Origin of the sequence: Yinghuangia sp. YIM S10712 (assembly GCF_051388935.1) — a bacterium.
GTDB lineage: Bacteria > Actinomycetota > Actinomycetes > Streptomycetales > Streptomycetaceae > Yinghuangia.
In genome coordinates, this window is the sequence record NZ_JBPKBI010000022.1 from 60619 (window position 1) to 73203 (window position 12585).

Sequence of the window (12585 nt, forward strand, 5' to 3'; positions counted from 1 at the left end):
CGGGGGCGTCCGTGGGCCCGCTCGTTCGCTGATGCGGCGGCAAGTCCGCGTTCCTCGGGTCCATGACGAACGGCGGGCCCCCGATGTGACCGCGTCGCCGCAAATTCAGGGCACCGCGTCGCCCGCGACCCCGGCCCCGGCCTCCGGCCGCAGGCCGTCCATCACCAGGGCCAGCAGCTCGCGGGCCTGACCGGACGGGTCCGGGCGGGATTCGGCGGCGAAGGCGATCGCCTTCGCGAGCAGGAGCACCTGCGGCGCGGTGACGTCCGGCCTGATCGTCCGGGCACGCTGGGCCTTGTCGAGCAGGCGGGCCGCCGCGGTGAGCATCGCTTCCCGGCTCCACGAGACGTCGTCGCCGCGCTCGTGCAAGGTGCTGCCCAGCGCGGCGGTCAGGCCGCGCGATCCGGCGCCGTAGACGACGATCTCGCCCAGCCAGACCGCCATCCCGTCGGCGGCGGACGGGTCGGCGGCCAGTTCCTCCGCGCGCCGCGACAGCTTCTCGAACGGTGCGGAGTAGACGGCTTTGAGCAGCGCCTCGCGGTTCGCGAAGTGGCGGTACAGCGTCGCGTTGCCCACCCCCGCGCGGCGCGCGATCAGTTCGAGTGGCGCGTCGAGGCCCTGCTCCGCGTAGACCGCGCGGGCCGCGTCCACCAGGCGGTCGCGGTTGCGCCTGGCGTCCGCACGCTTGGGGCGCTGGGGCGCGGCTGACGACATCTTCTCTCTTCCTGCCGAACAAACGTGCCGATCCTACGTCGCCTCCCGGCGGCAGGCAGCCGCCAGCAGCCGCCGGCAGGCGCCGATGGCGCCGCCACCCGATCGCCGGTGCTCCCGGCGGCCCTTTCCGATCAGGCGCGCGGGGGCGATGCGGATCGGCAGTCGACATCGGGGCGCCCGCGTCGACGCCGACCGGCGCTCGTTCGGGGGGCGGTCTACGCGGCGGCACCGCCGGCATCGAGCTTTCGCGTTCGGACGAGCGAAGGCTCCAAACGGCGGGCCGCTGCCATGTGCGTGCGACAAGTGCCGCAGTACTGCCCGGCGTTCCGCCCGTAGCGGTGCACCGGTTCGCCGCATCCGGCGCACGGGCCGACCTCCCAGCCGGGGCAGTGCAGGAGCACCGCAGCCGCGCGGCGTTCCGCGTCGCTGAGCCGGAAGCGTGCGCGGCCGGGTTCCGGCGGGGGATCCGGCATCCACGCCGGGCGCGGGGCAGGCGGGGCGGCGAGGTCGCGCGCTGCCCGCGATCGTCCCGGCGGGCGTGCGGACTCGCCCGCGTGGCAGTCGAATTCGATCGGTTCGCCGGTGTAGGTGATCTCCTCGGTGCCGTCGTCTTCGTCGCCCGTGTCCGCGTCGTGGCTGCCGGTCAGGTCGCGCCAGGCCGCCAGTTCCCGGGGGTCGACCCACAAATGGTGGCCGGAGCGGCGGCGCCCTCGGGCCCGGACGAACAGCGGCACGTGTCGGCCGTACGCCGTCGACACGACCAACTCGTCGATGGTCATGTGCGGCTTGGCGGGCAGGCACTGCGCCGGCGGAAGCCAGTCGTGGTGCCACGCGTCGCAGGGTCCGCGCCCGTCCGGACACGGCCACACGGCTCTCCGGGTGCAGCGCCACATCTGGAGGTGCCGCACACCGCTGCGCACCACCAGCTCGCGGCCGTTCGCTATCTCGCGCCACGGCATGTCGTCGACGCGCGCCCACGGAGCCCGGTCGACCACCTCGGAATCGGGGTCGTTGACCACCCACGACGGGATCGCGTCGTTGCGCCGGGCGGTCTGCGAGCGGCGGCGTACGCTGCCCGCCGAAACCGGCGAGTACTGGATCTTCCAGCCGACGCGCACGCCGTCGGGCCCAGTGACCAGTGCGTCCATGACGCCGTGCCCGTCGGGGGTGCGGGCCTCGACTTCGACGTCCAGGTCGTGTGCGGCGGCGGCGGACGCGATGCGGTCCCGGGTCGCGCGGCGCTGGTCCCCCTGCTCCGCGGACGCGCGGTGGGTGACGGGCAAGTGCGCCGCCACCCAGCGCACTTGGCTGCCGCTCCGGGCGCGGCGGACGAACATCCAGCGGGATTTGCCGCGGTGTTCGGAGTGGCATACGCCGTGGAGGCGGTGGGACAGGCACTCCAGCATGTGCGGGTCTCGGTCGGATACCGCGGTGGTGATCTCGTCGAGCAGGCCGTCGATTTCGGGGTGGCCGAGGTCGCTTCGGTTGAGGTTGACAGCGATACCTCGCTGCGTGTGCCATACACCGTTTGCCATACCATGAGCATACGAATTGGGTCTGACATGCCCAATACCTGTTCTAACACCGGAAGTTGTGACGGATCCGATTCGACCCCCGCCGAACGCGTGCGTGGCGGGCGGCAGGCGGCGGCCTATCGTGGTGCGGTGGCGAATGCTCTGCTGTTTCCGATCGACCCGCTGAATCCGCGACGGGTCGACTCACACTTCGCGCGTGAGGCGCGGGCCGCACGCGAGTTGGGGCTCGCGGTGGCGCTGGTCGACCATGACGCGCTGCTGCGCGGGGACGCCCGAGAGGCGACGCGGCGGGTCCCCGAGGGGCTCGGGCCGGCGGTGTACCGGGGCTGGATGGTGCCGGTGCGTGCCTACGAGGCATTCGACGCTGCGCTGCGTGCTCGCGGCGCCGTCGCGGCGACAACTCCCGACGCGTACGCACGAGCGCATGAACTACCCGGCTGGTACGAGCACTTCGCCGCCTTCACGCCCCGTACCGCATTGCTGCCGCTGGCGGTCGGGGACCGGCCGGACGCCTCGGAGTTGGCGGCCGCGGCCTCGCAACTGCCGGGCGGAGCGGCCATGGTCAAGGACTGGGTCAAGTCGCGCAAGCACGAGTGGGACACCGCGTGCTTCGTCCCCGACCTCGCCGACACCGCCGGCCTCGCGTCGGTCGTCGACGCGTTCCTGACCGGCCAGGGCGTGTTCCTGACCGGCGGCGTCGCGCTGCGCGCGTACGAGGAGTTCACCGGGCCCGAGGCACGCGTCTGGTGGGTCGACGCCGTGCCGGTGCTGTCCACGGCGCATCCGGACTCCCCGGGGCAACCGGTCGCGCCACCGTTGTCGGAGTCCTTGCGAAGCGCGGTGGCCGCCTTCGAAGCACCTTTTGTGACAACGGACTTGGCATTGCGCGCAGACGGGGTGTGGCGCGTCGTCGAGGTCGGGGACGGGCAGGTGAGCGACCTGCCGGCAACCACCGAGGCAACGGAACTGCTGGGTGCGCTGGCGACCGGCCTTAACCCGCCGATCGGCACGGACTGACGCGCCGCGCCCAGACCCGGAAAGCGAGAGTTGCGCCTCGCGCGCGGCATGTCTGCACGAGCCCGGGCGCGGTGGTTCCCACCAGGCGTTGCGCCTCGCGCGCGCGGCATGTCTCGGGCGCGGCCACCGTGTTCTTCAGCGAGGACGGCACACGTTCCGGCAGGGAATGAGTGCCGCCCTCGCTTGTCGCGTGACACCTGTCGCCGCTCACGCGTCGAGGCCGCCGCGTTTGACCAGCTGGCCGACGATGACGTTGCGCTGGATCTCGTTGGTGCCCTCGCCGACGATCATCAGTGGGGCGTCGCGGAAGTAGCGCTCCACGTCGAATTCCGTGGAGTAGCCGTAGCCGCCGTGGATGCGCACCGCGTTGAGTGCGACCTGCATCGCGGTCTCCGACGCGAACAGCTTGGCCATGCCCGCCTCCATGTCGACGCGGCGTCCGGCGTCGGCCTCGCGGGCGGCGTGCAGCGTGAGCTGGCGGGCGGCGGTGAGCGATGTGGCCATGTCGGCCAGGTAGTTGCCGATCGACTGGTGCTTCCAGATCGGCTTGCCGAACGATTCGCGCTCCTGGGCGTACGCGAGCGCGTCCTCGAACGCGGCTCGTCCGACGCCGAGCGCGCGGGCTGCGACCTGGAGGCGTCCGGTCTCCAGGCCCTTCATCATCTGCGCGAAGCCCGCTCCAGGGGTGCCACCCAGTACGGCGTCGGCGGGTACGCGCAGCCCCTCGAAGAACAGCTCGCAGCTCTCGACGCCCTTGTAGCCGAGTTTGGGCAGGTCGCGGGACACCGTGAGGCCGGGGCCGTGTTCGACCAGCAGGATCGAGATGCCCGCGTGCGGCGGGTTCGCGTCCGGGTCGGTCTTGCACATCAGTGCGATGAGTTGCGAGCGGCGCGCGTTCGAGATCCAGGTCTTGGAGCCCTCGACGAGGTAGTCGTCGCCGTCGCGGCGGGCGACCGTGCGCATGGCCGCCAGGTCCGATCCGCCGCCGGGCTCGGTCAGCGCCATGGTCGCCCGTACCTCGCCGGTGGCCATGCGCGGGAGGTAGCGGGTCTTCTGCTCGTCGGTGCCGAAGTGGGTGAGCAGCTTCGCGACGACGGTGTGGCCGCCCATCGCGCCGGCCAGGCTCATCCAGCCGCGCGCGAGCTCCTCGGTGACGAGCACGTAGCAGGGCATGGAGACCGGTGCGCCGCCGTACTCCTCCGGGACGGCGAGGCCGTAGATGCCGAGCCGCTTCATCTGCTCGATCAGCGCCTCGGGGTAGGTGTTGGCGTGTTCGAGTCCCTGGACGACCGGCTTGACTTCCTTGTCCACGAAGTCGCGCACCGTACGCACGATGAACTGCTCGTCCTCGGACAGGATGTCCCAAGTGCCCATGCCTGTTGCTCCTTGCCGGTGTGTGGCTGTGGTGCGGGCGTCAGATGACGCGTTCGGCCCGCAGGCCGTCGATGTCGGCCGCGCTGTATCCCAGCTCGCCCAGGACCTCGGCGGTGTGCTCGCCGAGCGCGGGTACGTCGCCCATGACCGGGGCCGTGCCGGCCATGTCGACCGGCGGCACGAGCGCCGGGACGACGGTGCCGGAGGGTGTGCGGACCTCGCGCCAGCGGTCGCGGCCGGCGAGCACGGGGTGGTCCAGGAACTCTTCGACGTCGTTGACGCCGGCGTTCGCGATGCCGGCCCGGTCGAGCAGTTCCCGCGCCTTTGTGCTGTCGAGGCCGAGAAGACGCTCGGCCACGATCGCGTTGACCTCGCCGCGGTGGGCGACGCGGTCCGCACCGGTGGCGAAGCGCGGATCGGCGGCGAGTTCGGGGCGGTCGAGGAACCGCTCGCACAGCGCGGCCCATTCGCGTTCGTTCTGGACGGAGAAGATGACGCTCTTGCCGTCGGCGGTGGGAAACGCCCCGTACGGCGCGATGGTGGCGTGCTGCGTGCCGATGCGCGGGGGCTGGGCGCCGGTGTGCCGGGTGTAGTAGGCGGGCTGGCCGAGCCATTCGGCGAGCGCCTCGAAGAGCGAGACCTCGACCGCGCGGGCGGCGCCGGTGGTCGCACGGACGAAGAGGCCGGTGAGGATGCCGCTGTAGGCGTACATGCCCGCGGCGATGTCGGCGATCGAGATGCCGACCCGCGCCGGCTCGTCCGCGCCGCCGGTGAGCGAGACCAAACCGGTCTGGCACTGCACGAGCAGGTCGTAGGCCTTGCGGTCGGCCCACGGGCCGGTGGACCCGTAGCCCGTGACCGAGCACGGGATCAGCGACGGGTGCCGCGCGGCGAGGGCGGGCGCGGAGAATCCGAGGCGGGCGGCCGCGCCCGGTCCGAGGTTCTGAACGAACACGTCGGCACCGGCGAGCAGTTGCTCCAGGATGTCGCGCCCTCGGGCGGTCTTGAGGTCGAGCGTGACCGATTCCTTGGCGCGGTTGAGCCAGACGAAATAGCTGGAGTCGCCGTGGACGGCGGTGTCGTACCGGCGTGCGAAGTCGCCTCCGTCCGGGCGTTCGATCTTGACCACCCGGGCGCCGAGGTCGGCGAGCTGGCGGGTGGCGAAGGGCGCCGCGACCGCCTGTTCGACGCTGATGACGGTGATGCCGGCGAGCGGCAGAGCGTCGGCGGGGCCGGCGGTGTCGGTCATGCGGGCGTCCTCGCTGGTCGTTGTCGGCTTGTCGTGAGCCTTGTTGGACTTCATCATGAACACTTATGGCACCGTGAGTGAAATAATAAGGAATGATGGAGGCATACTCGGCGCGGATATACGAACGAGGTGTGCGGTAGGAAATGGACCTCAAACAGCTCAAGGCGCTCGTGACGGTGGCCGAGGTGGGGAGCGTCACACGCGCGGCGGAGCTGCTGCACCTCGTGCAGCCCGCGGTGACCCGGCAGATCCGCACGCTGGAGGAAGAACTCGGCGTCGCCCTGTTCGAACGCAGCCGCCAGGGCATGCGGGCCACCGAGGCGGGGGCGATCATGGTCGCCCGCGCGCGGCGCGCCCTGAACGAGCTGGAGTGGGCCAGGTCCGAGGTGCGGCCGACTCCCGGCGTGGTGACCGGGGTCGTACGGGTCGGCCTGCTGGACAGCACCGCCGACCTCCTCGCGGCACCGCTCGTGTCATCTCTCGCGCGCGAACACCCCGGCATCGACCTGCGGCTCATCACGGCCTACTCCGGGCACCTCCAGCAGTGGCTCGACGAAGGCGACCTCGACCTCTCCCTCCTCTACAACCTCGACAGCACGCCGTCACTGAACGCGCACCTGCTGCTGCACGAGAACCTGTGGGCCGTCGCCCCCGCCTCCGAGGGCCTGCGCGCCGATGCGCCGGTGCCGTTCGCGACCGCCGCGACGCATCCGCTGGTGATGCCGACGACCGGGCACGCGCTGCGTACGCTGATCGACGACGCAGCCAAGCAGGCCGGCATCGAGATGGACGTCGTCGTGCAGACCAACTCCATGCGCGTGCAGAAGCAGCTCGTGCTGGCCGGGCACGGCTGGACGATCCTGCCCGGTGTCGGCATCGCCGCCGACGTGGCGCGCGGTGTGCTGAGCGCCGCGCCGCTGTGCGAGCCCGACGTGTCGCGGGCGGTCGTCGCGGCGGCCCAGCGCACGTCGCGGATTCCGCCGGCGGTGGACACCGTCGCCCGCGAGCTGGTCCGTCAGGTCCGGGTCGCCGTCGCGGAGGGCCGGTGGCCGGTCGAGGAGGTCTACCAGTCCGAGGCCCTGACTGACATCGGCTGACCTGCGCAAACGTGGTCGTCGGACGGCCCGCGGCGACCGGCCGGGGGGTGCACGGGGGCACCTGTGGCCATGCGCGCGCGACATGGTCGCATAACGATTTTCTATTGGGCAAGGCCGAGGATCAGTGCCCATGATGTGGGCAGATCAGGCACCCGCCCAAATCGCACGGGCACCATCGAAAAGGACCGGGCCCATGGCGCTGTATCCGAAGCCGGCCGAAGGCAGTTGGACGTCGCACTACCCGGACGTCGGCACGGGCTTCGTGTCCTACGAGGACAGCATCTCGCCCGAGTTCCACGCGGACGAGCGCGAGGCGGTCTTCAAGCGTGCCTGGCTGAACGTCGGCCGAGTCGAGGAACTCCCGCGCCCCGGCAGCTACTTCACCAAGGAGCTGGAGGTCGCTGGGACCTCCCTCATCGTGGTGCGGGACAAGCAGGGCGAGGTCCGGGCCTTCCACAACATCTGTCGCCACCGGGGCAACAAGCTGGTATGGCAGGACTACCCTCGCGAGGAAGTCTCCGGCACCGTACGGCAGTTCACCTGCAAGTACCACGGCTGGCGCTACGGCCTCGACGGCGCGTGCACCTTCGTCCAGCAGGAGAGCGAGTTCTTCGACCTCGACAAGAACGCGTACGGCCTGGTGCCGGTGCACTGCGACGTGTGGGCGGGCTTCGTCTTCGTCAACCTCGCGAAGGAACCGCCGCAGTCCCTGCGGGAGTTCCTCGGCCCGATGATCACACCGCTGGAAGGCTATCCGTTCGACCGGATGACCGAGCGGTACGACTTCCGCGCCGACATCGACTGCAACTGGAAGATCTTCCTGGACGCCTTCCAGGAGTACTACCACGTGCCTTTCCTGCACCCGCAGGAGGCGACACCGGCCGCCCGCGACAAGATGACCGGCTTCGAGGCCCCGCACTACCAGCTCGACGGCCCCCACCGGATGGTCACCGCCGACGGCGTACCGCGCCGCCTGTGGCCGGACGACTTCCAGTACCCCATCGAAATCGCCACACGCAGCGGCCTGTTCGGCCCCTGGGACGAGCCCGACCTCGGCGCCGACCTGCCCGGGACCAACCCCGGCAAGGTCAAGAACTGGGCGATCGACAACTTCCAGATCTTCCCGAACCTGGAGATCCTGGTCTGGGCGAGCGGCTGGTACCTCACGTACCGGTTCTGGCCGACCTCGCACAACACACACCGCTTCGAGGGCACCCTGTTCTTCCCCAAGGCCGAGACGGCGTCGCAGCGGGCCGCGCAGGAGTGCGCGGCGGTGATGTTCAAGGAGTTCGCCCTCCAGGACGCCGGGACGCTCGCGGGCACCCAGGAGGGGCTGGAGTCCCGGGCGGCGGGCGACGAGTTCCCGCTCAGCGACCAGGAGCTCCTGGTCCGGCACTTCCACCACGCGGTCGGAACCTGGGTCGAGGACTACCGGCGCAGCCGCGAGGCACGTACGACGAGCACGGGGGTCTGACCCGATGTCCTCCCTCCTCCCCGCCGACTTCGCGGACCTCGAACCCTTCGCGGGCACGTGGTGCCTCCCGACCGAGCCGGAACGCTGGGCTCGGCGCATGGCGAGCACCATGGCCGAGATGGAGCCCTTCTACCGGGCGGCGTTCCCGCGCATCCGCGACGCGCTGGCATACTGCGACAAGTTCCCGCTCGACGACATGCCCGACCAGCCCCGGCACCTGCTGGAACTCGTGCACTCGGTGATCATGGTCGCGATGTGCGTGGAGGTCTGGCACCAGCCGAAGGTGATCGACAGCGGCGCGGCCGAGCTGCACCGCATCGGGGAGCCTCTGCCGTAGAGCCCGCCTCGGCCCGGTCCCCGAAATTCGAACGACGCCGTATATTGTGCGGGCTCTGATCGAACAGAACCGAAAACCACGCCCGCTAAGGAGCCGATCGTATGAAGGTCACCGTCGACGACGACCGCTGCCGCGGCCACGGCGTCTGCTGCGCGATCTGCCCCGAGGTCTTCGCGCTGCACGACGATGGCTACGCCGTGGTGCAGGTGGACGAGATCCCGGCCGAATACGAGGACTCCGTGCACGAGGCGATCACCAACTGCCCCGAGCGCGCGATCTCGACGATCTGATCCCTTCCGGCCGGCCTCCCGCCCCGTGCTCCCGCTCGCGGGCGGTCACGGTTGGGACGAGTGCGGCGGTGTGGCCGCGCGCGCCAGGGGTGAGGATGTACCCACTGAATCGCGTGCGGTGAGCCCGCACGCGGCAATCGACACCGCCAAGGGGTGGGCATGAGCGGGCTTTTCGGATGGGGTATCGCGGCGACCGGATCGATGGCGCGGACCCTGGGCAAGGTCATCGCCGCCGAGCCGGGGATGCGCGTGGCCGCGGTCGCCTCGCGCGACAAGGACCGCGCGGCCGACTTCGCCCGCGAGCTGGGCGACGGCACGGGCTACGGCTCGTACGCCGAGATGGTCGCCGACCCGGCGGTGGAAGCGGTGTACGTCGCCACCCCGCACGCCCTGCACCGCGAAGTCGTCGACCTCGCGATCGCCGCGCGCAAGCCGGTGCTGTGCGAGAAGCCGCTCGCGGCCACGCTGGCCGACGCCGAGGCGATGGTGGCGGACGCCCGCGCGGCCGACGTGTTCCTCATGGAAGCCATGTGGATGTGGTTCAACCCGCTCGTGCGGCGCGTGAAGGAGCTCGCCGACGACGGCACGCTCGGTGAAGTGCGGTCGATCCACGCGACGTTCGGCTTCCCCATGCCCTACGACGCGGAACACCGCCTGTGGAACCCCGAGTTGGGCGGCGGTGCGCTGCTCGACCTGGGCGTGTATCCGGTCGCGCTGGCCCAACTGCTGCTCGGAGCACCCGAGTCGATCGAGGTGGCCGGCGCGCTCGCACCCAGCGGCGTGGACTCCGAGGTGGCCCTGCTCCTGCGCTGGCCCGGTGGCCCGCACGCGCTTCTGGAGACCTCGCTGATCAGCCAACTGCCCATGACCGCTTCGGTGATCGGCACCCGGGGACGGGCCGAGCTGGACGCGTTCTTCCACTGCACCACCCGCATCACCGTGCACACCTACGGAGGCCGCACACCCCAGGAGTTCACGATCGACTCACCCGAGGTCGCGCTCGCCGCCGAGATCCGCGAGGTCCGCGACCGCGTCCGCGACGGTCGTCTGGAGAGCACGGTCATGCCGCTCGACGCCACACTGGCGATCATGCGGACGGTGGAGGAGGCGCGTACGCGCTTGGGCGCGACCGGGCGCTGACCTTCTTCGTCATCCGCACCTGCGTTGATCATCACCGGCGATAGGGTCTTCGGACGAACTGTCGGGCGTGGGGAGGTCGGCGTCGCTCATGAGTCGGCGTGGCAACGGGCTGATCAGTGCGTGGGCCGAGGCCCAACGGCAGGAGCAACGCCGACAGGACGCGCAGCGCAGAGCCGCGGACCAGCGGCGGCGCGAGGAGGAACGGCGGCAGCGCGCCGCCGAGCAGGCCATGGCGCGCATGCACCGCGAGCAGCGGGCGGCGTACAAACGCCATCGTGAGGCGGACGCGCTGCGCCGCACCGAGGAGATCGAGCGCCAGGCGGACGCCCTCGGCGCCTTGCTGGCGTCCGCGTGCCGGGGACCGGCGTTTCGTTCGGCGTCGATGCTGCGGCCCGAGCGGGTCGAGCCGTTCGAGCCCGGCCATCTCGGCGTCCCGGTGCCGATGCCGGTCGAAGCCGACTACCAGCCCGCGCAATCGGGTTGGGGCTTCGGCCCGAGCGCACAGGCCCGGCAGGAGGCCCGCGCGCGGTTCGAACGGGACTGGTACGCCGCGCAGGACGCGGAGGCACAGCGGCTGCGCCAACTGGAGGCGTACCGGCGGCAGTACGACCAGTGGGCGGCGACGACGCTGACGCAGATCCGGCAGCACAACGCGCAGGTGCGGGCGTTGGGTGACAGCCTGCGGCGCGGGGACGCCGATGCGGCGGTGCAGTTCTTCTCGGCGGCGTTGTACGCGTCGACCGCGTGGCCGGACGAGTTTCCCCGGCAGGTGGATGTCGCGTACGAACGCGGCACGCGCGAACTGGTGTTGGACTGGCAGCTGCCCACCGTCGACATCGTGCCGGCGGCCCGGTCGGTGAAGTACATGCCGAGCACCGACCAGGACAAGGAAGTCGCGCGGCCGGTGACGGCACGGCGTGCGCTCTACCGCGACGTTCTCGCGCAGTGCGTGCTGCTGGTGCTGCGCGAGGTCTTCGTTGCCGACGAGTTCGGCGCGCTGGAATCCGTGGTGGTCAACGGCTTCGTCGACGACCGCGACCCGGCGACCGGGCGGCGGGCACGCATCGTCCTGGCTTCGGTGCGGGCCCCGCGCGCGGAATTCGAACGGCTCAACCTCGCGCGGGTGAGCGCCGTGGACTGCCTGGTGGACGCCTTGGACGGCACGCTGTCGGCCCGCCCGGACCAGCGGACAGCCGTGCGCGCCGCCCGGCGTCCCGGCGAGGTGGGCGGCGGGGTCGCGGTGGTCTCGCACGCCGACAACGACGACGTGCCCGATCTGCTGGAGATGGACCCCATCGCGTTCGAGGGCCTGGTCGCGGAACTGTTCCGGGCGCGCGGCCTTCAGGCGGTCACGACGCAGAGGTCGGGCGACGGCGGTGTGGACGTCGAGGCGATCGATCCCGATCCGCTCAGCGGCGGAAAGATCATCGTGCAGGTGAAGCGCTACCGGCACACCGTTCCGCCCACCGCCGTCCGGGACCTGTACGGCACGGTCCACGATGTCGGAGCCAACAAAGGCGTGTTGGTGACGACGTCGCGTTTCGGGCCGAGTTCGTACACGTTCGCGCGCGGCAAGCCGCTCACGCTCATCACCGGTGAGGAGTTGGTGGACCTGCTCACTCAGTGTGGGTTGAGCGGGCGCCTCGGGCCGGGCGGCGCGGGGGTCCCGGCCCAGCGCGGGGCCGCCGAGGCGGCGGTGCCGGCGGCCTCGGCGGCACGGGCGGGGAGAACCACCGCGCCCCCGGGGACACTTCCGGCGGCGGGAACGCGAAGTGCCCCTTCACGGAGGGCGGGTTCTGCTGCGCCTGCGGCCTCTCCCTCCACCGCCGACGAGGCGAACATCCTCGGCATGTCGTGGTCCGGCAGCGTCGCACTCGATGTCTGCGCCCTGGTCTGCACCGGGCAACGCGTTCTGGGCGACGACTACTTCGTGTTCTACAACAACACCTCCACCCCTGACGGATCGGTCCGCTCGGAGGCTGCGACCGGAAACGACAAGGCCGCTCTGCGCGTCGCGTTCGACGCGCTTCCGGCCCGCGCGGACCGGCTGGTGCTCGTCGCGGCGGTTGATCCGTCGGTCAACCCCAACGCCGACCTGTCCGGCTTCACCGACGCGGCGATCGTGCTGCGCGACGCCTCCGGCGGCGAGGTCGACCGCCTCACGGTGTCCGACGGCCGCGCGGGGGAAACCGCGCTGGTCCTGGGCTCGTTCCGGCGCCGGTCCAACGGCGACTGGGCGTTCGTGATCGGCGGCCGAGGCTATCCGGACGGACTGGAGCCGTTGCTCGGCGACTTCGGCATCGACGTCGCGTGACGCGTCGCGTCCTCCGACGCGACGCGATGTGCTTGGCCGGGCCG

General features: G+C 71.1%; 11 protein-coding genes. 7 read left to right on the plus strand and 4 right to left on the minus strand.

The genetic code is table 11. The features are described 5' to 3' along the window. Positions 1-105 precede the first annotated feature (105 nt). Together ACRX5W_RS29220 and ACRX5W_RS29225 are read right to left on the minus strand one after the other, a co-directional pair. Positions 106-714 carry a TetR/AcrR family transcriptional regulator gene (locus ACRX5W_RS29220; RefSeq protein WP_436791360.1) on the minus strand — a complete coding sequence of 203 codons (609 nt, stop codon included), beginning with the start codon at positions 712-714 and terminating at the stop codon, positions 106-108. 215 nt (positions 715-929) lie between these two features. Beyond that, entirely contained in the window at positions 930-2249 is a 1320-nt protein-coding gene (locus ACRX5W_RS29225) for a hypothetical protein (protein WP_436791361.1), read from the minus strand. A 129-nt stretch (positions 2250-2378) separates the two neighbouring features. Here ACRX5W_RS29225 and ACRX5W_RS29230 point away from each other — a divergent pair, with 129 nt between their 5' ends. Beyond that, positions 2379-3266: an ATP-grasp domain-containing protein gene (locus tag ACRX5W_RS29230; RefSeq protein WP_436791362.1), complete on the plus strand. Its 888-nt coding sequence runs from the start codon at positions 2379-2381 to the stop codon at positions 3264-3266. A gap of 207 nt (positions 3267-3473) precedes the next feature. On the opposite strand, the gene ACRX5W_RS29235 is transcribed toward ACRX5W_RS29230, so the two are convergent. Further along, positions 3474-4640, minus strand: a complete 1167-nt coding sequence (locus ACRX5W_RS29235) for an acyl-CoA dehydrogenase family protein (protein ID WP_436791363.1) — start codon at positions 4638-4640, stop codon at positions 3474-3476. A gap of 40 nt (positions 4641-4680) precedes the next feature. Next, entirely contained in the window at positions 4681-5889 is a 1209-nt protein-coding gene (locus ACRX5W_RS29240) for a CaiB/BaiF CoA transferase family protein (protein ID WP_436791395.1), read from the minus strand. A 143-nt stretch (positions 5890-6032) separates the two neighbouring features. Here ACRX5W_RS29240 and ACRX5W_RS29245 point away from each other — a divergent pair, with 143 nt between their 5' ends. From ACRX5W_RS29245 to ACRX5W_RS29270, 6 genes are all read left to right on the plus strand, one after another. After that, positions 6033-6986: a LysR family transcriptional regulator gene (locus ACRX5W_RS29245; RefSeq protein WP_436791364.1), complete on the plus strand. Its 954-nt coding sequence runs from the start codon at positions 6033-6035 to the stop codon at positions 6984-6986. A 193-nt stretch (positions 6987-7179) separates the two neighbouring features. Continuing rightward, the gene (locus ACRX5W_RS29250; protein WP_436791365.1) at positions 7180-8460 is read left to right on the plus strand and encodes an aromatic ring-hydroxylating oxygenase subunit alpha; all 1281 of its coding nucleotides are present in this window, start codon (positions 7180-7182) and stop codon (positions 8458-8460) included. Between the two features lie 4 nt (positions 8461-8464). Beyond that, on the plus strand, positions 8465-8797 hold the full coding sequence (locus tag ACRX5W_RS29255) for a hypothetical protein (protein ID WP_436791366.1): 333 nt from the start codon (positions 8465-8467) through the stop codon (positions 8795-8797). Positions 8798-8898: 101 nt separating this feature from the next. Then, entirely contained in the window at positions 8899-9087 is a 189-nt protein-coding gene (locus ACRX5W_RS29260; RefSeq protein ID WP_436791367.1) for a ferredoxin, read from the plus strand. Between the two features lie 159 nt (positions 9088-9246). After that, entirely contained in the window at positions 9247-10227 is a 981-nt protein-coding gene (locus ACRX5W_RS29265) for a Gfo/Idh/MocA family protein (protein ID WP_436791368.1), read from the plus strand. Between the two features lie 88 nt (positions 10228-10315). Further along, positions 10316-12541, plus strand: a complete 2226-nt coding sequence (locus ACRX5W_RS29270) for a restriction endonuclease (RefSeq protein WP_436791369.1) — start codon at positions 10316-10318, stop codon at positions 12539-12541. The last annotated feature ends 44 nt before the right edge of the window (positions 12542-12585 follow it).